The 20,870-nt window shown below is 61.2% G+C and carries 19 protein-coding genes; 9 read left to right on the top strand and 10 right to left on the bottom strand.

Annotation, left to right across the window (positions count from 1 at the left end):
* Positions 1-113: 113 nt before the first annotated feature.
* From AACW30_RS01675 to AACW30_RS01660, 4 genes are read right to left on the bottom strand one after another with little or no spacing between them, the layout of a single operon-like run.
* Positions 114-854 (bottom strand): penicillin-binding protein activator LpoB, encoded by a 741-nt coding sequence (locus AACW30_RS01675; protein WP_106575806.1) that lies wholly within the window; start codon positions 852-854, stop codon positions 114-116.
* Positions 855-857: 3 nt separating this feature from the next.
* The gene (gene lpoB, locus AACW30_RS01670) at positions 858-1,445 is read right to left on the bottom strand and encodes a penicillin-binding protein activator LpoB (RefSeq protein WP_106575805.1); all 588 of its coding nucleotides are present in this window, start codon (positions 1,443-1,445) and stop codon (positions 858-860) included.
* A 35-nt stretch (positions 1,446-1,480) separates the two neighbouring features.
* Positions 1,481-1,852, bottom strand: a complete 372-nt coding sequence (locus AACW30_RS01665) for a YcfL family protein (RefSeq protein WP_106575804.1) — start codon at positions 1,850-1,852, stop codon at positions 1,481-1,483.
* A 10-nt stretch (positions 1,853-1,862) separates the two neighbouring features.
* Positions 1,863-3,257: a COG3014 family protein gene (locus AACW30_RS01660; protein ID WP_200622354.1), complete on the bottom strand. Its 1,395-nt coding sequence runs from the start codon at positions 3,255-3,257 to the stop codon at positions 1,863-1,865.
* Between the two features lie 257 nt (positions 3,258-3,514).
* Here AACW30_RS01660 and AACW30_RS01655 point away from each other — a divergent pair, with 257 nt between their 5' ends.
* The gene (locus AACW30_RS01655; protein ID WP_200622352.1) at positions 3,515-5,410 is read left to right on the top strand and encodes an FTR1 family protein; all 1,896 of its coding nucleotides are present in this window, start codon (positions 3,515-3,517) and stop codon (positions 5,408-5,410) included.
* Positions 5,411-5,412: 2 nt separating this feature from the next.
* Complete coding sequence (locus AACW30_RS01650) at positions 5,413-5,868, top strand: YaiI/YqxD family protein (protein WP_101273534.1); 456 nt, start codon at positions 5,413-5,415, stop codon at positions 5,866-5,868.
* Positions 5,869-6,096: 228 nt separating this feature from the next.
* Here AACW30_RS01650 and elbB read toward each other — a convergent pair whose 3' ends face one another.
* Complete coding sequence (elbB, locus tag AACW30_RS01645) at positions 6,097-6,762, bottom strand: isoprenoid biosynthesis glyoxalase ElbB (protein WP_119737287.1); 666 nt, start codon at positions 6,760-6,762, stop codon at positions 6,097-6,099.
* Between the two features lie 116 nt (positions 6,763-6,878).
* Between elbB and AACW30_RS01640 the strand changes: the two genes are divergently transcribed.
* Positions 6,879-8,114 (top strand): sterol desaturase family protein, encoded by a 1,236-nt coding sequence (locus AACW30_RS01640; protein ID WP_106575800.1) that lies wholly within the window; start codon positions 6,879-6,881, stop codon positions 8,112-8,114.
* Here the strand turns inward: AACW30_RS01640 and AACW30_RS01635 are convergent.
* A complete protein-coding gene (locus AACW30_RS01635) occupies positions 8,095-8,742 on the bottom strand; it encodes a DedA family protein (protein WP_106576073.1) in 648 nt (215 codons plus the stop codon). The two genes, AACW30_RS01640 and AACW30_RS01635, sit on opposite strands and share 20 nt — an antisense overlap.
* Before the next feature lie 208 nt (positions 8,743-8,950).
* Between AACW30_RS01635 and hemB the strand changes: the two genes are divergently transcribed.
* Both hemB and ppk1 read left to right on the top strand, forming a co-directional pair.
* A complete protein-coding gene (gene hemB / locus AACW30_RS01630) occupies positions 8,951-9,964 on the top strand; it encodes a porphobilinogen synthase (protein ID WP_200622350.1) in 1,014 nt (337 codons plus the stop codon).
* Positions 9,965-9,982: 18 nt separating this feature from the next.
* Positions 9,983-12,205, top strand: coding sequence for a polyphosphate kinase 1 (gene ppk1 / locus AACW30_RS01625; RefSeq protein ID WP_106575798.1), 2,223 nt, complete (start codon positions 9,983-9,985; stop codon positions 12,203-12,205).
* Positions 12,206-12,343: 138 nt separating this feature from the next.
* Here ppk1 and ppx read toward each other — a convergent pair whose 3' ends face one another.
* Positions 12,344-13,846 (bottom strand): exopolyphosphatase, encoded by a 1,503-nt coding sequence (ppx, locus tag AACW30_RS01620; RefSeq protein WP_106576072.1) that lies wholly within the window; start codon positions 13,844-13,846, stop codon positions 12,344-12,346.
* Positions 13,847-14,329: 483 nt separating this feature from the next.
* Here ppx and AACW30_RS01615 point away from each other — a divergent pair, with 483 nt between their 5' ends.
* The 4 genes from AACW30_RS01615 to AACW30_RS01600 all read left to right on the top strand — a co-directional run bounded on the left by AACW30_RS01615 (position 14,330) and on the right by AACW30_RS01600 (position 18,849).
* Entirely contained in the window at positions 14,330-14,977 is a 648-nt protein-coding gene (locus AACW30_RS01615; protein ID WP_106575797.1) for a DUF1120 domain-containing protein, read from the top strand.
* A 132-nt stretch (positions 14,978-15,109) separates the two neighbouring features.
* Positions 15,110-15,799, top strand: a complete 690-nt coding sequence (locus AACW30_RS01610; protein ID WP_200622348.1) for a fimbria/pilus chaperone family protein — start codon at positions 15,110-15,112, stop codon at positions 15,797-15,799.
* A gap of 70 nt (positions 15,800-15,869) precedes the next feature.
* Positions 15,870-18,308, top strand: a complete 2,439-nt coding sequence (locus AACW30_RS01605; protein WP_234452430.1) for a fimbria/pilus outer membrane usher protein — start codon at positions 15,870-15,872, stop codon at positions 18,306-18,308.
* Entirely contained in the window at positions 18,298-18,849 is a 552-nt protein-coding gene (locus AACW30_RS01600) for a hypothetical protein (RefSeq protein WP_106575794.1), read from the top strand. Before AACW30_RS01605 ends, AACW30_RS01600 begins: the two co-directional genes overlap by 11 nt.
* Here the strand turns inward: AACW30_RS01600 and AACW30_RS01595 are convergent.
* The 3 genes from AACW30_RS01595 to AACW30_RS01585 are packed head-to-tail and all read right to left on the bottom strand — an operon-like array spanning position 18,821 to position 20,860.
* Positions 18,821-19,558, bottom strand: a complete 738-nt coding sequence (locus AACW30_RS01595) for an amino acid ABC transporter ATP-binding protein (protein WP_200622338.1) — start codon at positions 19,556-19,558, stop codon at positions 18,821-18,823. The genes AACW30_RS01600 and AACW30_RS01595 overlap by 29 nt on opposite strands.
* On the bottom strand, positions 19,545-20,195 hold the full coding sequence (locus AACW30_RS01590) for an amino acid ABC transporter permease (RefSeq protein WP_200622336.1): 651 nt from the start codon (positions 20,193-20,195) through the stop codon (positions 19,545-19,547). Before AACW30_RS01590 ends, AACW30_RS01595 begins: the two co-directional genes overlap by 14 nt.
* Positions 20,192-20,860 (bottom strand): amino acid ABC transporter permease, encoded by a 669-nt coding sequence (locus AACW30_RS01585; RefSeq protein ID WP_064454658.1) that lies wholly within the window; start codon positions 20,858-20,860, stop codon positions 20,192-20,194. Before AACW30_RS01585 ends, AACW30_RS01590 begins: the two co-directional genes overlap by 4 nt.
* Positions 20,861-20,870: the final 10 nt, after the last annotated feature.

The raw sequence follows: 20,870 nt of genomic DNA, 5'->3' as shown, positions 1-20,870 counted from the left end.
GGAGCCGGCTTGCCTGCGATAGCATCACCGAGGTGTAACTGACGCACCGCAGTGTCTGTATCGCAGGCAAGCCAGCTCCCACATTTGTTATGTGTTGGCTCTGAGACGAGTGCTCAGCGCAGAATCTTCGGCGCTTCGTCCCTTGGCAGGTTGTTGCGCAGCGCAGGCTTGCCGGGTTCTTGATACCCGCCGCCCAGCTGCTCTGCCAATTGCCGGGCCACATCTTCACCCAAGGCTTTCGACACGTCCCTTACCACCCGCGGCCGGTTCAGGCTCACGCGTAGATCGCGGCTGTTCACCAGCTTGGTGTCCTGGCCTTCACCCATCGCGGTAAATGCCGAGGTGATCTCGAAGGTGCGCGTGTTGATCAGGCTGAAATCCGCCACCAGCGTCAGGCCCAGCACGGCCGAGTAGCTGTTGGTGTGGTCCAGCGCGTTGATGTCCTGGGTGAAGTCGATGTCTGACAAGGTGCCGAACAGCACGTAGTCGGCGCCCTTGAAGTTGCCGGCCTTGATGCGCTTGATCACGTCATACACATCGCCCTTGGCGTCGGCGGTGTAAGGCGTGCCCTGTACCAGCTGGAACTGGTGCGACTTGAGAATCTCGCCCTTGATATCACCACTGAATTTACGCAGCTCAGCCTGTTCGATGTAGCTGGTGCGGCTCTCATACTCGCTGTAGCTCGACGCACCGCTGGCCTGATAGGCGCTGGCCTGGAAGTTGTTGCTGGCCGAGACCGCGTGGATGTACTCCTCGACGCGTGCCTCGTAGGCAAGGTCAGTCACCGCGATCTTCGGGGCGGCCGAGGCGCCAAAGGCGCACAGCAGGCCGATCATGCCGATCCATGCACGCATTGCTCAGCGCTCCGTGGTTTTGCGGATTTCTTTCTCGTCCATCCATTCGGCCAGGCCGCTCTCGACGTCGATCAGCTGCAGGCTGAATTTGTAGAAGACGTCTTTGTAGTCCGAGCTGCGCTTGACGATGGAGCTGATGGAGCCTTCCAGGCGGTACTTGGCGGCGACCATATTGCCGGTCTTGCTGACCGTGGCTTTTTTGTACAGGCCACTCTGGTTTTGCAGCTTGAGCTGATCAACCTGGCTCTGCATATCGGTGTTGTCGCTGGCGAAGCGCGCAGTGCCGGTCTTCATCAGCTGGGTCTTGATCGACGTGGTGATCTCACGGGTGTCGATGTACTCGCTGGTCTTGTTCTTCACGTCATACACCTGCACGACCGGGCGGCCCTGCAAGATGCCGGACTGGGCCAGGGAGCGGGTCATGCTTTCGGCGATCATCTGCAGGTCGGTCGAGCCGAACTCGTTGGTGACCAACTCCACGGCCTTAGAGTCGCCGTAGCTGATGTTCTTGCCGCCAAGGACCGGCGAGGTGTTGGAGCAACCGCTGGCCAACAGGGCAACCACGGCGAGAATCGAGACGCGTGCAAACATGGGGAAATCTCTCTGAAAACTGATAGGTGAAGGCTTCAAGGCGTTTTCACTTCAAGACGAAAGTCCGCCGCCTGAGGCAGGTTGGCGATGGCCGGCAGGAAAGTGGCCTGGTTGGCGTACAGGTTCAGCACTTTCCAGGTTTCTTCATCGCCCACCGGGAAGCCGTCGGCGCCCAGCCAGGCAAAGCGGTAATACATCATCTGGTTGCTGCTGGTGATGTTGCTCAGCTGCACCTTGGCGGTGAGAAAGCCATTTTCGCGGGCCACACGAATGGCACCGACGGCGATGCCCTTGAACGTGCCCATCACCACGATTTTGCTGGCGGCGCTGCCAGGCTCCGGCGGCGGCGGGGTGGCACAGCCGGCGAGCAGGACCAGCGCCAGGGCGCCGAGAATGAAATGACGCATAGCGTGCTCCTTAAGGTTGTTTGAGGGCGATGGCCTGGTTGGCAGCACTCGGCACCACGTGGGCCGCGAGGCCGCCCGCGAATACCTGGTTGCCGACCACGCGCAGGGTGATCACTTGATAGCGCTGGTCGGCCTTGACCGTCACCAGCGTGCCGCCCAGGGCGTTGGGCAGGCTGACCTGGTGGTCGCCGTGCTTGAGGCGCAGTCGCGTCACTTGGGTCAGGTCCGGCAGCGTGCGCCAGGTGCGAGTGTCGGCGCCTTCGGTCACGGCCGAGGCGATGCCCAGCACCAGGCCCGCCATGGGGTTGGTCTTGTTCAGGTTGTTCTGCGCCACGCCACGGCTGACCGCACGCACGGTGGTGCGCAGGATGATCCCCGGCATGTCGTCACGCAGCGCGCGGCGCGACATGGCCGTGGTGCTGTTGAGTGCGGTGAGGTTCTGTTGCTTGCCGTCCACGCCGATCTGGCCAAAGGTCGCCGTGGAGTTATCGGCCTTGATCACCGGGAACGACAGCGGGGTGATCACCAGGTTGCCATTGATCGGGATTGGCAATGGCAGGCGGATCGAATCGCGTGCCGGTGCCAGGCCGCTCTGGACCACGATCAGCACGTCGGTCTCATCGGCGCCGCCCCTGGACTTGTCCAGCTCGAGCAACGCCTGCTCCAGCAGCGGCGTGTTGGGGCGCAGCTCGGCGGCCTTGCGGTAGCCGGGCGCAGCCAGGTCTTTTTCGCCGAGGGCTTCGTAGACGAAGCCTGCCAGGTAATGGCTGAACGCACTCTGGTAGCTGTTTTTCAGGCCGACCACATCCGGCGCGTCCAGCGCTTCCACCGGGTAACCGCGCAGGTCTTTGATCTGAGTGGTGACGCCTTGGCGCTCGGCTTCGTTTTCGCGCTTGAGGTATTCCTTGTCGCGCAGGTCGGCGATCACCGCTTCACGTTCGTGGGTCTTCTTGATCTCGGTGCGGGCACCGTCGAAGTCATTCACGGCCAGCAGGTTCAAGGCCATCTGGGTGGTGAGCATGACTTTTTCGTAGTCATAACCTTCGTAGCGACGCACTTTGTCGTTGACCAGGAAGCTGCCGAACTGGGCGAGGTACTTTTCGCTGTCGAACTTGACCGACTCTTCCCACTTGTAGACTTGCAGGTCGGCGCTGCGCCAGGCGGTCTGGCTGCCGGTGAGGTCGCCCTTGGCGCGCAACAGCTCGCCCTTTTCGAAGAAATAGAGCAGGTCTTTGTCGTCGCCGGTATTGTTTTTTTCCAGCAGGGTCAGGGCACCGTCGACATTGCCGGTGGCCAGCTGTTGGTTGGTGGCTTGCAGCTCCGTGTCGTAGCTGCGAAACATCGAACAACCGGACAGCAAGGTCACCGCCGCGAGTGCGAGCGGGGTTAAGGCGCGAAATGCCATACAAACTTCTTCCCTGAAAATAATCAGCCGATGTGCCTATTCCTCATAAAAACGAGGAAATAAATTCCCTTTCGCAATAACAGGGCGCGGCATTATAGGCGCCATTACTGGCAAAACAATGGCTTTTTGCTTCGTTTATTTGTGCGATTGCCATCATGCCGACAGCGATATTTCCATCGCCTTATCACTGACGTCTTGAGTCAAACCCCTTAACGTTAAACAATGTGTTACTTCGCATTTCCCTTTGAGATTCATTCATGACTGCCCTTTACCGTTTTCTCGCCTGGCTGATGCTGCCGGCGCTGATGTCGTGCAGCTTTAATCTGTTGGCGGCCACTGCCGAGGGCGCGCCTCAAGCCTTGCATCTGCTCGATTACATCGGGGCCGACTACCCGCCGACGGTGGACGCGGGCACGGTCGTGGATGAATCCGAATACCGCGAGCAGGTGGAGTTTCTTGGGGTATTGCAGGGCCTGGTAGCGGATTTACCCGAGAAGCCCGAACGCGCCGATTTGATAAAGGGCGTCAATGAATTGCTGGCGGCGGTGACCGCGCGTGAAGAGGGCACGATCGTCGCCCACCAGGCCCGTCAATTGGGTGCCAAGTTGGCAGTGGCGTACGAAGTCAGCCAGGCTCCGGCGATCACACCAGACCCCACGCGCGGCGCACCGCTCTATGCCCAGCACTGCTCGGTGTGCCACGGCACTGCGGGCGCCGGTGATGGCCCGGCCAGCACCGGCATGACGCCGCCGCCCGCGAACCTGCGTGACGCCGCGCGCCTGGACCGCCTGAGCCTTTACGCGATCTACAACACACTCGGCCTGGGCGTCGAGGGCACTGACATGCCGTCTTTCGCCGACCAACTCGATGACCGTCAACGCTGGGACCTGGCGACCTACATCGCCGGTTTCACTGCTGACCCGGCTGCGGCAAACAGCGAACAACCCTTCAACCTTGCCGACCTGGCCCGCCAGACCCCCAATGAAGTGCTGGCCGCAAACGGCCCGGCCGCCGCCGCGACGTTCCGCGCCCAACGTGCGCAGCCGCCGCAGGTCAAGCGTGGCCCGGCACAGTTGCTCGATTACACCGCGACCACGCTGGACAAGAGCCTCGCCGCGTTCCGTAACGGTGATCACGAACAGGCCTACGACTTGTCGGTAGCCGCCTACCTGGAAGGGTTTGAGCTGGTAGAAAGCTCGTTGGACAACGTCGATGCCAACGTGCGCAAGGACACCGAGAAAGCCCTGATGGCCTACCGGCAGTCATTGCAGGACGGCCTGCCGATCGAGCAGGTGCAACAGCGTCTGGACGTGGCCAAGGGCAAACTCACTGAATCTGCCGGTCTGCTGGGCAGCGATGGCTTGAGCTGGTCGTTGAGCTACATCTCCGGCCTCCTGATTCTGTTGCGTGAAGGTCTGGAAGCGATCCTGGTGCTGGCGGCGATTCTGGCTTTCCTGCGTAACACCGGCCAGCAATCGGCGGTGCGCAGCGTCAACGTCGGTTGGGGCCTGGCGCTGTTGGCCGGGCTGGCGACGTGGGCATTGGCGGCGTATGTGATTGACGTCAGCGGCGCCCAGCGCGAATTGCTTGAGGGCTGCACGGCACTGTTCGCCAGCGTGATGGTGCTGTGGTTGGGCGTGTGGATGCACGACCGACGCCACGCGGCGGCCTGGCAGGATTACATCAAGAGCAGCCTGGTGGGCGGCGGCGGCCGCTTCGGCTTTGCGATGCTGGCGTTCTTCTCGGTGTACCGCGAGCTGTTCGAAGTGATCCTGTTCTACGAAACCCTGTGGCTGCAAGCCGGCCCTGCCGGGCACAACGCGGTGCTGGCCGGTGGCGCCACGGCGCTGGTGCTGCTGGTGGGCCTGGCGTGGGTGATCCTGCGCGGCTCGGCGAAGCTGCCCTTGGCGTTGTTCTTCGGCATCAACGCAGCGCTGCTGTGCGCGCTGTCGGTGGTGTTCGCCGGCCATGGCGTGAAGGCCTTGCAGGAAGCCGGCATCTTCGGCACACGGCCGGTGGCGTTCTTTGACTTCGACTGGCTGGGCATCCACGCCGACGCGTATTCGTTGAGTGCGCAGGCCGTGGCGATCCTGGCGATTGTGGTGCTGTACGGCCGCAGCCGCCTGGCAGAAAAACGCCGCGTGGCAGCCTGACCATGCGCGTGTGGATCGATGCGGATGCTTGCCCACGGGCGGCCAAGGACCAAGTGGTGAAATTCGCCCTCAAGCGCCAGTTCGAGGTGGTGTTGGTGGCGGGGCAAAGCCAGATCAAACCGAGCTTTGCGTGTGTGAAGTTGATCGTGGTACCCAGCGGCCCGGATGCGGCGGATGACTACCTGGTGGAACACGCCGTGCCCGGTGAGCTGGTGATTTGCAGCGACGTGCCCTTGGCCGACCGGCTGGTGAAGAAGGGCGTCACGGCCCTTGACCCACGCGGTAAGGAGTTCAGCCCGGCAAACATGAGCGAACGGCTGGCGGTGCGTAACCTGTTTACTGATCTGCGCGAGCAGGGCCAGATGGGCGGAGGGCCGCCGCCCCATGGGGAAAAGGATAAGCAGGCGTTTGCCAATGCGCTGGACAGGATATTGACCAAGCTAATGCGCGAGGCCTGACGTTGGCGGGCGGTGTTCCTGTGGTGAGCGGGCTTGCCCTGCGTTGGGGGGCGAAGCCGCCCCAAAACTGCGCGCCGCAGATTAACTGACTGACCGCGTCGCCTGAATTGGGGCTGCTGCGCAGCCCAACGCGGGGCAAGCCCGCTCGCCACAATAAGCCCTGCTCGCCACGAAGAGCTTGCCCGCCACAATAGGTGGGCTAGCCACCCTTAAGTGTTCGGGAGGCGATCAATCATCCTCGTGAGTCAATTCCAATACCCGATCCACGAGTTTGTTGATACCTGAGGCCACTTCGCTGATGTTCTTGCCAAGCATGTAGGCCGGGGTGCTCACCAGTTTGCGCGGGGTGTCCTCGACGATGTCTTCCACTGTGCAGTCGCGGTGGGTGGCGCCCATCTTGTCGAGGGCAGCGGCGGTGTCGGCATCGTTGCCGATGGTGCAGGTCACGCCGGGGCCGTAGATTTTCGCGGCCAGTGCCGGCGAAATGCAGATCAGCCCCACCGGCTTGCTCGCTTCGGCGAAGGCTTCCGCCAGCGCCAGCACCTGCGGATTGACGCTGCAACCTGCGCCTTCCACGGCAAAGTTCGACAGGTTCTTCGCCGCGCCAAACCCGCCGGGCACGATCAGCGCATCAAAGTCTTCGGCGCGGGCCTCTCGAATATCTTTCACGTCACCCCGGGCAATCCGCGCCGACTCCACCAGCACGTTACGCGACTCGGGCATCTCTTCGCCGGTGAGGTGGTTGATCACGTGATGTTGCGCGATATCCGGCGCAAAACATTGCACCTGGGCGCCCCGCTGGTCCAGGCGCAGCAAGGTGATCACGCTTTCGTGGATCTCTGCGCCGTCGTACACGCCACAGCCGGAAAGGATCACTGCAATCTTTTTGCTCATGAGTATTTCTCCCTATTTCATGGCGTTAAATGTCTACTAATTTGTCACCTGTTGCCAATGGGATCTCGCGCCGCTACACCTAATCTTGATGTAACAAAAACAGACCGGACTAGCCCATGGACTTCGTGCCTTACGCGGTACCGTTTTTCATCGCCTTGATCGTGGTTGAGCTGCTGGCCGACCGCTGGCGCGGCGAGCGCAACTATCGGGTGGCCGACGCCATCAACAGCCTCAGCACGGGCGTGCTGTCCACCACCACGGGCTTGCTGACAAAAGGCGTCGGGCTGCTGACCTACGCCTTCGCCCTCAAGCACCTGGCCCTGATCGAACTCTCGGCCCAGAGCGTGTGGACCTGGGTATTCGCCTTTGTGTTCTATGACTTCTGCTACTACTGGCTGCATCGCTGCGGGCATGAGCGCAACATCCTGTGGGCCGCGCACTCGGTGCATCACCAGAGCGAGGACTACAACCTCACCACCGCCCTGCGCCAGACCAGTACCGGCTTCTTGCTGAGCTGGATTTTCTACCTGCCCCTGGCCGTGGTGGGCGTGCCGCTGGTGGTGTTTATCAGCGTGGCCTCGCTCAATCTTCTGTATCAGTTCTGGGTGCACACCCGCCACGTGCCCAAGCTTGGCTGGTTCGAATGGTTCTTCGTCACACCGTCCAATCATCGGGCTCACCATGCACAGAACGCTCTTTACATGGATCGCAACTATGGCGGCGTGTTCATTATTTGGGACCGGCTGTTCGGCAGCTTCCAGGAAGAAGACGACAACGAGCCGGTGATCTTTGGCGTGACCACGCCCTTGGCCAGTTGGAACCCGCTGTGGGCCAACCTGCAGTTTTATGCGCAGTTGTGGAGTGATGCGCGGCGTACCGAGAGCTGGTGGGACAAGCTGCGCATCTGGTTCATGCGCACCGGGTGGCGCCCGGCGGATGTCAAAGCCAAATACCCGCTGGCCAAGCCCGATTTGAGCCAGTTCCGCAAATTCGAAGTGCCGCTGGACGCACGCCAGCAAATCTACGTTGCCCTGCAATTTGCGGCATATGTGGGGTTTGGCAGCTATCTGATGAATGCCGGCGAAGGGCTGCCCACGGCGGCGTTGATCCTGGGCTGGAGCGCGATGGCGTCAGGGTTGTTCACGCTGGGCGTGGCGTTGGAAAATCGCCCCTGGGCCCTGAAAGCTGAGCTGGTGCGCCTGGGGCTGAATGTACCGTTGGTATGGCTGGCGCCGGTGGTGGGGCTGTGGCCGGCCAGCAATTTGGGCTGGCTGGGCCTGGTGAGTTACAGCTTGCTCAGCGTGATGGGTCTCTACTGCTGCAGAGACCGGCTTACTCGATTGGCGTCTTAGGCGCGTCGACCTTGGCGGGCTCGGCGAGTTGCTCTGCGGCCAGCCGGGCCTTGGCATCTTCGCAGGCCTGGCGGGCAATGCGCGCGTTCTTGAAGCGGCGGCGCAGCCACAGGCCCAGGCCCAGCAACAGCAGCGCGCCCAGCACCCACAGCTCATATTTCTTGATGCTGCCGAGCATGCCTTCCAGCACCGCGCCAAAATGATAAGCCGCAGCGCCCAGCGCCGCCGCCCACACCGCCGCGCCAATGCCGTTGAGCAGCAGGTAGCGCAAAGGCGGGTAGCCGGACAAGCCAATCGCCACCGGCATCACGGTGCGCAGCCCGTAGACGAACCGAAAGCTCAACACCCAGATATCCGGATGCTTGCGGATGTGTTCCAGCGCTTTGTCGCCCATCAATTGCCAGCGCGGCTTGCGCGCCAACAGTTTGCGGCCATGCTTGCGCCCCAGGAAGTACCACAGCTGGTCACCGGCATAGCTGCCAAAGAAGGCAACGACCACCACCAGGTTGATATCCATGTATCCACGGAACGCCAGGAAGCCTGCGAGAACCAGAATGGTTTCGCCTTCGAAGAACGTGCCCAGGAAGAGCGCAAAGTAGCCGAAGTCATGCAGAAATTGTTGAAGCATGGTCTGGGGTGCTGGCGAAATGAACGCGCAGCCTACGCCTTCGTGAACATTCATGAAAGTATCGAGATGTGTCACGAAGTGAACAATTCCTACATATGCGACGAATGCGACTGCAGGTCGCATCGATAAGCACAACTGTCATTCCTTCGTCATAATGGCCGCTTATAACTGCAACGCTCGCCCGTAAACACGGGCTCAGGAGTCTGTCGTGAGCTTTACCCCTGCCAATCGCCTGTTCCCTGCTACCCGCCTGCGCCGCAATCGCCGTGATGATTTTTCTCGCCGCCTGGTGCGTGAAAACGTGCTGACGACGAACGATCTGATCTTGCCGGTGTTTGTGCTGGACGGTGAAAACCGTCGGGAAGCCGTGGCATCGATGCCGGGTGTGGAGCGTTTGACCATTGATCAGCTGCTGATCGAGGCGGCGAACTGGGTGGAACTCGGAATTCCGGCGCTGGCGCTGTTTCCAGTGACGCCGTCTGAACTCAAGTCTCTTGACGCTGCGCAAGCCTGGAACCCGCAAGGCATTGCCCAGCGTGCCACCCGCGCGTTGCGCGAGCGTTTCCCGCAGCTGGGGGTGATCGCCGACGTGGCGCTGGACCCGTTCACCACCCACGGCCAGGATGGCATTCTTGACGAAGACGGCTATGTTCAAAACGACATTACCGTCGATGCGCTGGTCAAACAGGCGTTGTCCCACGCAGCCGCTGGCGCCCAGGTCGTCGCACCGTCGGACATGATGGACGGTCGCATCCAGGCGATTCGCGAAGCCCTGGAGCTGGCCGGTCACGTCAATGTGCGGATCATGGCCTACTCGGCCAAGTACGCCAGCGCCTATTACGGGCCTTTCCGCGATGCGGTGGGCTCGGCACTGAATCTGGGCAAGGCCAACAAGGCTTCGTACCAGATGGACCCGGCCAACAGCCAGGAAGCCCTGCACGAAGTCGCGGCGGATCTGGCTGAGGGCGCCGACATGGTGATGGTCAAGCCAGGGATGCCGTACCTGGACATCCTTTATCGGGTCAAAGAGGAATTCAAGGTGCCGACCTTTGTCTATCAGGTCAGCGGTGAATACGCGATGCACATGGCCGCGATCCAGAATGGTTGGTTGAGTGAAGCGGTGATCCTCGAATCCCTGACTGCCTTTAAACGTGCCGGCGCTGATGGCATTCTGACCTACTTCGCCGCCCGCGCCGCCCAATTGCTTAGAGAGCAACAATAGCCCTCACAGGAACACTCAATGAATACCGAAGGACTCTCAGAAGTTGCCGTAAAAGACGCTCACCCGGTGGTGGAACAAGTCACCGAAACGCCGCCGGAGCTGGAGCCCGCACCGCCTGCCGTGGTGGCCGAGGCCCCCGCGCCGGCGCCGGTGGTCGCGGTGACCAACCTGGATGACAGCAGCCTGTACATCCACCGCGAGCTGTCACAACTGCAATTCAACATCCGCGTGCTCGAGCAGGCGCTGGATGAGTCCTATCCGCTGCTGGAACGGCTGAAATTCCTGCTGATTTTCTCCAGCAACCTGGACGAGTTCTTCGAGATCCGCGTCGCCGGCCTCAAGAAGCAAATCACCTTCGCCCGCGAACAAGCGGGCGCCGACGGCCTGCAGCCGCACCAGGCCCTGGCGCGCATCAGCGAGCTGGTGCACGGCCACGTGGACCGCCAATACGCGATCCTCAACGACATCCTGTTGCCGGAGCTGGAAAAACATCAGGTCCGCTTCATTCGTCGCCGGCACTGGACCACCAAGATCAAGACCTGGGTGCGCCGTTACTTCCGAGACGAAATTTCGCCGATCATCACCCCGATTGGTCTGGACCCGACGCACCCGTTCCCGCTGCTGGTGAACAAGAGCCTGAACTTCATCGTCGAACTGGAAGGCATCGACGCCTTCGGCCGCGATTCGGGCCTGGCGATCATCCCGGCGCCGCGTCTGTTGCCACGAATCATCAAGGTACCGGAAGAGGTGGGGGGCGCTGGCGACAACTATGTATTCCTGTCGTCGATGATCCACGCGCACGCCGATGACCTGTTCCAGGGCATGAAGGTAAAGGGCTGCTACCAGTTCCGCCTGACCCGTAACGCCGACCTGGCGCTGGACTCCGAAGACGTCGAAGACTTGGCCCGCGCCCTGCGCGGTGAGCTGTTCTCGCGCCGCTACGGCGACGCGGTGCGTCTGGAAGTGGCAGACACCTGCCCTAAACACCTGTCGGACTACCTGCTCAAGCAGTTCAACCTGGCCGAGTCCGAGTTGTACCAGGTCAATGGCCCGGTCAACCTGACGCGCCTGTTCAGCATCACCGGTCTGGACAGCCACCCGGAGCTGCAATACACGCCGTTCACGCCGCAGATCCCGAAATTGCTGCAAAACAGCGAGAACATCTTCAGCGTGGTGAGCAAGCAGGACATTCTGCTGCTGCACCCGTTCGAGTCGTTCACCCCGGTGGTCGACCTGCTGCGCCAGGCCGCCAAGGACCCGCATGTTCTGGCTGTGCGCCAGACGCTGTACCGTTCCGGCGCCAACTCGGAAATCGTCGACGCACTGGTAGATGCCGCGCGAAACGGCAAGGAAGTCACCGCGGTGATCGAGTTGCGTGCGCGCTTCGACGAAGAGTCCAACCTGCAACTGGCCAGCCGCCTGCAAGCGGCCGGTGCCGTGGTGATCTACGGCGTGGTCGGTTTCAAGACCCACGCCAAGATGATGCTGATCCTGCGCCGCGAAGCCGGCGAGATTGTGCGTTACGCGCACTTGGGCACTGGCAACTACCACGCCGGCAACGCCAAGCTCTACACCGACTACAGCCTGCTGACCTCCGACGACGCGTTGTGTGAAGACGTCGGCAAGTTGTTCAGCCAGTTGATCGGCATGGGCAAGACCTTGCGCATGAAGAAGCTGCTGCACGCGCCGTTCACGCTCAAAAAGGGCATGCTCGACATGATTGCCCGCGAGACCCAGTTCGCCCTCGACGGCAAACCGGCGCACATCATCGCCAAGTTCAACTCGCTGACCGATCCGAAGATCATCCGCGCGCTGTACAAGGCCAGCCAGTCCGGCGTGCGCATCGACTTGGTGGTGCGTGGCATGTGCTGCCTGCGTCCGGGCATCGCCGGGGTTTCGCATAACATCCACGTGCGATCGATCATCGGGCGCTTCCTGGAGCACACGCGGGTGTTCTACTTCCTCAACGGCGGCGAAGAGCAGATGTTCCTCTCCAGTGCCGACTGGATGGAGCGCAACCTCGATAAGCGTGTAGAGACCTGCTTCCCGGTGGAAGGCAAGAAGCTGATCATGCGCGTCAAGAAAGAGCTGGAAAGCTACCTCACTGACAACACCCACAGCTGGAGCCTGCAGTCGGACGGCCGCTACGTGCGCAACACGCCGACCGGCAACCAGAACCCGCGCAGTGCGCAGGCGACGTTGCTGGAAAAGCTGGGTAGCCCGATTCTTGCGGTGAACTAAAGCCAACGCGCTCTTAAAATGTGGGAGGGGGCTTGCCCCCGATGAAGGAGTGTCAGTCAACAGATTCATTGACTGGTCCTCCGCCATCGGGGGCAAGCCCCCTCCCACATGTGTTTTTGCAGTGTTCTTTAGATCGGCTCAGCGCAGGTTCAGGCTGAACCCCACCCGCGTCAGCCATTCCGCTTCCTGGGCAAAATCCGCCTGGGTCAGCTGGTTTTCATCCAGCCAGCCTTTGGGGAACACCACATCCAGGCTGTCGCCGTGGGCGCGCAGGGTAACCTGGGGCATTTCCTGGGTGCCGCGAATGTGGTGGAACAGGATCGCAAAGCGCAGCAGCACGCACAGGCGAATCAGCTTGCTGCCTTCGCTGCCGAAGTCGGCAAACTTGTCCTTGGGAATGTTGCGGCGATGGCCACGCACCAGCAGGGCGAGCATCTGTTGGTCTTCGCGCGAGAAACCGGCGAGGTCCGAGTGCTCGATCAGGTAGGCGCCATGCTTGTGGTAATGGTAGTGGGCGATGTCCAGGCCCACTTCATGCACCTTGGCTGCCCAGCCGAGCAGCTCGCGCCACACGCCGTCTGCCAGGTCCCAGTCCTCGGCCACCTGGTCGAAGGCATGCAGGGCCTTGCGCTCCACGCGCGCGGCTTGTTCCAGGTCGACGTGATAACGCTCCATCAACGAGCTGAGGGTGCGTTCACGCACGTCTTCATGGTGATGGCGGCCCAGCAGGTCATAGAGCACGCCTTCGCGCAGCGCGCCGTCGCAGTGGTCCATGCGTTGCAGTTCGAGGGCGTCGAAAATCGCCTCGAGAATCGCCAGGCCGGCCGGGAAAATGGTGCGCCGATCAGGCTTGATGCCGTCAAAGTCGATTTTCTCTGCGTCGCCCAGCTTGAACAGTTTGCGCTTGAGCCAGGCCAGGCCTTCGGCGTTGACCTCACCGGTGCCATGGCCGCCGGCTTTGAGGGCCAGGCCGATCGCGCGGATGGTGCCGGACGAGCCGATGGCTTCATCCCAGGTCAAGCGATGCAGGGCGTGTTCGATGCTCATGATTTCCAGACGCGCCGCGGTGTAGGCCTGGGCATAGCGCGCCGGGGTGATCTTGCCGTCCTTGAAATAACGCTGGGTATAACTGACGCAACCCATCTGCAGGCTTTCGCGCAGCAGCGGTTCGAAACGCTGGCCGATGATGAATTCGGTACTGCCGCCGCCGATGTCCGCCACCAGGCGTTTGCCCGGGGTGTCGGCCAGGGTGTGGGAGACGCCGAGGTAGATCAGGCGCGCTTCTTCGCGGCCCGAAATAACCTCTACCGGATGCCCAAGGATTGCTTCGGCGCGGCGGATGAACTCGCCGCGGTTGCGGGCTTCGCGCAAGGCGTTGGTGCCAACGATTCGCACAGCGCCCAGGGGCATGCCGTTGATCAGTTGGGCAAAGCGCTTGAGGCAATCGAGCCCGCGCTGCATGGATTCTTCATTGAGCTGGCGCTCGTCGTCGATCCCGGCAGCCAGTTGCACTTTTTCGCCGAGCCGCTCAAGGATGCGGATTTCGCCGTTCTGGGCCTTGGCCACGACCATGTGAAAGCTGTTGGAGCCCAGGTCGATAGCGGCGATCAAGGACAGATTCTTGGCTTGGGATTGCGGCATGGTTTGGGGGTCTCGGTCGATAACCTGACCATCGTGCCACGATCGAACGCTGGCGCCAACGCGTTGTGCTTCAGTAATTTGCGTGATGCTGTCTGTGGGGAATTCATGTGGGAAATGTAGGCCGGTTTCGTAAGCATGCGACGAATAAGCCATTCAATGATGTAGGCATTTTGACGTTTGTGGTTTTCAAGGCGGATTCTGAATTTGCCTACAATGATTGAGTCGCTGTTCTCTTAGTTTGTTTTGTTATGGACTACCTTGTTATTAACTGTGAGCCACTATTTATTTTCATCACTCCGACAATAACTGATGTGTTGTCCGATTTTTTAATGAGGTACCAAAGCAGCAGACTGTCACTCGGCAATGTTGCCTGGGTGTTATTTATTTATCGTTATGTATGTCCGGGAAGATAAGTGGTTGGGCGATGGATTCGCCAGGACGCGAATAAACAATGCCTGTTAACTTCGTAGTGACAGGACAAAAATGAAAACAATTGTTGGTTTGACTCTCGGTATCGCCTGCCTGGCTGCAACCCTCAACGCTCAGGCGACCACCAGTGCCCAATTGGTCGTCAGGGGCACGATTACTCCCGCTGCCTGTAACCTCAGCCTCGCCGGCAGCGGCATCATCGACTACGGCACGATTCGCTCCGGCGAATTATCCCAGACCGCGTTCAACACCCGCGAAGAGAAGACCACTTCCCTGGTGGTCAATTGCGGCACGACGCCGGCGAGGTTCGGAATCTCCTTCACCGACCTGCAGGCGGGCAGCAAAGTGCCGGGTGTCCTGGGTCCAGGCTTTACCGAGGCGCAGAATTTTGGTCTGGGTTCTGTAGGGACTCGGCGAACCGGTGGCTATTCGGTCACGCTCAGGGACCTACGTTCTGCCGGCGTGGCGCTGTACCCCATCCTGCGTAATGGCACCGGCGTTTGGCTCACCAGCGATGGCAAAGTTGCTCAATCACCTGCCCAGTATTCGTGGCGCAATAGCACCACCTTTACGCCGGCCTCTATCAACCAGTTGACCGGCACTCTTGCGGTGAAGGCGGTCATCAACCGGGCGCAGGATCTGGACTTGAGTCGCGATGTCTCCCTTGATGGGCGCGCCACACTGGTATTGAGTTACATCTAAACAGCGCAAAACAGCCAATCAAGAAACTGACACTTTCTGGTTGGCTGTTTTTTTGTGGGCGTTTAACTGCCCAGGGTCAACTTTGTCGGTTGCGGGGAACGTCGAGTGCGTGGGTTTTCAATAATAAGTTTTATGTTGTTTTGGAGTGCAGGTGCCTGTGGATTTTTTACCGATGTTGCCCTGGCGGACGGCATGCTTCCGGAAACAACGGTTGTGGTGCTTTATGAGGAAGAGGGCGAGGCCACAATAAACATCAAGAACACCGATGCCGGGCCGGCGTTGCTTCACTCGGTGGTGGAGAACGTGCCCGAGGACCCGCAACTGCTGTTGATCGTTACACCGCCCATCACACGAGTGGAGGCGGGCGACACGCAGTTGGTGCGTTTTATCAGCACCCAGGGTGAGCCGCTCAAGACCCAACGCCTCAAGCGTGTGTCGTTCGAGGGCATCCCCCAGGCGCGCACGGCGGGCGGTGCGACCATCGGTATCACCCTTCGGCAGAATTTGCCGCTGATCCTGCACCCCAAAGGTTTGCCTCGGCACACAACCCCCTGGGAGTTGTTGAAGTGGAAGCGGACCGGGCAGGGCCTCACGGTCCATAACGACAGTGCCTATGTGGTGCGCCTGGCGCCGGAGGTGCGCCTGCTTCCACAAGGCGCCTCGGCCACACTGCCGCGCGCTTACCTTTTGCCGGGTGAAGCATTGACCGCAGAGGTCGATGGCCCACTGGACGGTGTGGCCGAGGTCCAGATCCAGCCCGCCACGGTCTATGGGTTTTCGGTAGAAAACTACCGCGCCCCGATCCTTACCGATGAGGGTTGATCGGCCGATGATTAACCCTTCGAGTCACCGCATTGCGGCATTTTTTAGGCCCGGCAGGCCCACCTTGATCATGGGTTTTGCAGCCCTTTGGAGCTTGCCCGGCGTTGTTTCTGCGCTGGAGCTGGGAGAGGGCTTTGACCTCGCGGCACTGACGACCCACGGTATTGACCCCAAGGTCTCCGACTACTTTCGCAGTGCAGCGCGCTTTCGTGAAGGCGTCCACGTGGTGGGCCTGCGGGTCAATGGAAACCCGCTTGGGCTGGTAGATGCACGTTTCGATCACGAGGGTCGATTGTGTTTTACGCCTGGGCTGCTGGAAAAGGCCGGGCTGGTAAAGCCGCGCGACATCCTCCACGAAGGCGCTACACCGGACGCGGCCTGTCATGACTTTCTCGCTGCGTTCCCGACCACAATGCTGAGGTTGCGCCCCGGTACCGAGGAAGTGACGCTGGTTGTGCCGACCCAGTCATTGCGTGCGCCGCAGTGGGAGGCCGGGCCCTTTTCCACGGGCGGCGCAGCCGCGCTGTTCAACTATGACGTGCTGGGTCTGGACAGTCATTCGCGCAGTGGGCCCAGCCGGTTCATCTCGGCCTACACCGAGGCAGGCTTCAACCTTGACGATTGGGTGGTCCGCAGCCGCCAGTTCTATGTGTCCGACAACGGCAAGACACGCACCGAACACCTTTACGCGTTTGCCCAGCGGGATATTGCTGCGTTGCAGTCGACGTTCCAGGTCGGCCAGATCTCCAGCCATAACCCGTTGTTTGGCGGGGTCCAGTTGTCTGGGCTGCAGTTTTACCCCGATGGCCAATCGCGTGCCGCGGCGGGCGGCAACCATGCGGTGGTTGAAGGGCTCGCCCAGAGCCAGTCGCGGGTTGAAGTGCGCCAGTCCGGTGCGTTGATCTACAGCACGTTGGTGCCTGAAGGCCGGTTCAGGCTTGCGGGGTTGCCGCTGCTCAATGACACCAGTGACCTGGACGTCAGCGTGATCGATGTGCGCGGTGTCAGGCGCAGCTTCGTGGTGCCGGCGGCGTCGTTCGCGGGGGCTGGCCCGGCGGCGCCTGGTTATTATTTCTCGGTTGGCAAGTTGCGCAAAAACACCCTCGAAGAGGGGCCATCACCGCGGGTCGCCATGGCCAGCGGCACATGGGGGCTGGGGCGCGACTCGTCGGCGGGCTTTGGCTTGTTGAGCGCCGATGACTATGGGTCGGCGGGCGGCACCCTGAACAGCGTGTTTGTGCAGCGGGTTTCCGTGGGGGCGCGTCACAACTTGTCGCGAGACAGCAAAAACGCAGTGTCCGGGTCGCGCAGCAGCGTCTCCGTGAGCAGCCCGGTGCTGCCCAATGTTGACGTCAACCTCAGTGCGACCACCCAGACCCAGGGTTATCGTGAGGTCACTGAAGCCGGCCGCGTCTCCCGGCCCGACGAATTGGGTTCGCGCTTCAAGAACCAGTACACGGCAGGCATGAGCTGGGCCGACCCCACGCTGGGGGTGTTCTCGCTGGGTTATACCCGCAGCGCCCAATTTGACGGGCGAACGAGCGAGCATGTGTTCACCTCGTGGAACAAGTCATTCAGCCGCGCCGATGTCGCGTTGATTGCCGACTCGCAAGTGGGCGGCACTCGGTCTGATCGTGACGTCACGCGTGCCGGCAACCGGCGCGAACGGGCGCTGGACAACGATTTGTCCGTGCGGTTACAGGTCAGCGTGCCATTGGGTGGGGAGCGTCGTGTGCACAGTTACACCAGTCGTCGCGGTGATCAGTTCACCGCCGGCACGTCGCTCAGTGAACGGGTCAACGAGTATGTGAATTACGAAGTGGGCGTCGAGCGCGACCTCAAGGCCCGGCAGGCATCGGTGCGCGGGCAGGTGGACCTGCTGCCTCGTTATACCCGGGTCGGCCTGGGTGTCAGCCGCGACCCGCAGGGCACCAGTTACACCGGGCAGTTGCAAGGCGGCGTGGTGGCTCACGCAGGCGGGCTGACCTTTTCGCCTTACCCCGTGCAGGACACCTTCGGCATCGTCTCTGTCGGGGATATCGGCGCGGCAAAAGTCCAGACCCCCCAAGGCCCGGTGTGGACCGATTTCAGCGGGCAAGCCGTGATCGCAGGCCTGCCGGCTTATACCAACAGCCGGGTTGAGGTGCAGACCCCGTCCTTGCCCAGGCGCGTCGACCTGAAAAACGGCACGCAGGTGCTCACGGCGGGCCGTGGATCCTTCAATGCCGTGGATTTCGATGTGGTGAAAGTGCGCCGTATTTTGCTCACCGCAAAGGATCAGCATGGCCGGCCATTGCCTCAAGGCGCCTCGGTGTTCGGCACGGGCGATCGCTTCGTGACCAGCGTGGTGGGCGAGGGCATGGTGTTCCTCAATGACGTCAATGAGGCGCAAAGCCTGCGTGTTTCATTGCCGGACGCTTCTACCTGCCTGCTACGCATTGACCTCAAGAGCCAACCCGACAATGACAAGTTCTATGAAACCACCTCGGCGGTGTGCCATGGCCGTTAAGCTTAAAAGTGTGCCGTTGGTAATGCTCTGCGCACTGCTCGCGACGCCTGATGCCCGGGCGGAAAATTGCCGGTTATCGGTGAGCCAGCCGCGCATAGACTACGGCGCTATTCGCAGGGAGGCGCTTGTTGAAAGCACGTCCATGGCGCTCGGCACTCGCTCGTTGAGCGTGAATGTACTGTGTGCTGAGCCCGCGGCAATCGCGTTGCGTTTTGTCGGCGTGGCGGCCGATGGCGAGAGCTTTCGTTTTGGGCGCCAGGGGCGTTTGCGCCTGAACCTCAAACACGCGCGTTTAGATGGGCAAGCCGTCGGCTGGGCGCCCGCGCACTCAGCCGGCGAGACGGTCAGCGGGCACCTGTTGCCCGGCCAGACGTTGATAGCGCGAGTGGCCGGGGGGCCGAGGGCAGGGCGTCAATTCACGGCTCAGGTCGATATCGACACCGACCTGGCTGCCGATGCCTTCCAGGTGCGTAGCGAGACGCACCTTGAAGGGCAGGGCAGTTTCGAACTGGTCAGCCCGGTTGTTCCACTGAGCCAATGAAGTTGGCGAATTCCGGCGTTTTTGGGTTGGCGAACAGTGTCTTGGGGTCGCCCACCTCATGCACTTTGCCTTGGTGCATGAACACCAGTTTGTCGCCGACTTCCCGGGCGAAGCGCATTTCGTGGGTCACCATGATCAGGGTCATGCCGTCGTTGGCCAGTTGACGCACCACGCTGAGCACTTCATTGACCAGTTCAGGGTCCAGGGCCGAGGTGATTTCGTCGCACAGCAGCACCTTGGGTGACATGGCCATTGCACGCGCAATGGCGACGCGCTGTTGCTGGCCACCGGACAGGCGATCCGGGAAGGCGTCGAACTTCTCGCCCAGCCCGACGCGCTCCAGCATCTGCCTGGCAAGCTGTGCGGCTTTGGCCTTGGGCACTTTCTGCACCACTTGCGGTGCGAGCATGACGTTTTCGCCCACCGTCAGGTGCGGGAACAGGTTGAACTGCTGGAACACCATGCCGACTTTCTGTCGCAGGCTGCGCAGGTCGGCGCGCGCGGCATCGAGGTATTCGCCATCGACTTCGATCACACCGTCGTTGATCGATTCCAGGCCATTGAGGGTACGCAGCAAGGTGGACTTGCCCGAGCCGCTGCGGCCGATGATCGCCACCACCTGGCCCTCTTCCACGGTCAGGTCGATGCCCTTGAGTACGTGGTGATCGCCGTAATACTTATGCAGGGCGGAAATTCTAAGCAGAGGCATGCAGTCTCCTTTCCAGGTAGCGGGCACTGAGGGACAAGGGGTAGCAGAGCAGGAAGTAACCGAGGGCCACCAGGCCGTAGACCATAAAGGGTTCGAAGGTGGCGTTGGCGAGCATGCCGCCGGTCTTGGCCAGTTCGGTAAAGCCGATGATCGACGTCACGGCGGTGCCTTTGACCACCTGCACCGAGAAACCCACGGTGGGTGCCACGGCAATCCGCAGCGCTTGGGGCAGGATCACGTAGCGCAGTTGTTCAAGCGGGTTGAGCGCCAGGCTGGCCGACGCTTCCCATTGCCCATGGGCGATGGATTCAACGCAGCCGCGCCAGATCTCGGCCAGGTAGGCGCTGGTAAACAGGGTCAACGCGATTGCCGCTGCCAGCCAGGGCGAAATATCCACACCCAGCAGGGCAATGCCGAAAAACACCAGGAACAGCTGCATCAACAGCGGCGTGCCCTGAAACAGTTCGATATAGGTGCGCGCAACATTGCGCGCGAAGGCTTTGCGGCTGATGCGCATGGTCATCACCAGCAAACCGATCAGGCCGCCGCCGACAAACGCCACCAGCGACAGCAGCAGGGTCCATTGCAGGCCAACAGCCAGGTTGCGCACGATGTCCCAGAACGAAAAATCACTCATCGGCTGTTCCTCATCACAAACCGCCGGCCAATCCAGTTGAGCAACTGGCGAATCATCAACGCCATGCACAGGTACACCAGCGTGGTCAGTGCGTAGGTTTCAAAGGCGCGGAAGTTACGCGACTGAATAAAGTTGGCGGCAAAGCTCAGCTCTTCGGTGGCGATCTGCGAACACACGGCCGAGCCGAGCATCACGATGATGATCTGGCTGCTCAGGGCCGGCCACACCTTGCCCAGCGCCGGCAGCAGCACCACGTGGCGGAACGCTTCGAAACGCGTCATTGCCAGTGCGGCGGCGGCTTCCAGCTGGCCGCGAGGGATGGCCTGGATGCCGGCGCGAATGATCTCGGTCGAGTAGGCCCCCAGGTTGATCACCATCGCCAGCACGGCGGCTTGCCATTCGGTTATTTTCAGCCCCAGCGAGGGCAGGCCAAAGAAGATGAAGAACAGCTGCACCAGAAACGGCGTGTTGCGGATCAACTCGACATACACACCGAAGAACCACGCAAACGGCTGGATCTTCCACGCCCGCACCACGGCGCCGACGGTGCCCAGGGCCACCCCGAGGATCGCGCCGATGGCCGTCAGCTCAAGCGTGAACAGCGCACCGCGCAACAGCAGGTCGGTGTTGGCGAGCACAGGCATAAAGTCAAATTGATACGCCATGAATCAGCTC

It is taken from the genome of Pseudomonas sp. MF6747, assembly GCF_963890955.1.
GTDB lineage: Bacteria > Pseudomonadota > Gammaproteobacteria > Pseudomonadales > Pseudomonadaceae > Aquipseudomonas.
Note: the sequence above shows the minus strand (reverse complement) of the source record. Positions and strands in the feature narration are given on the sequence as shown.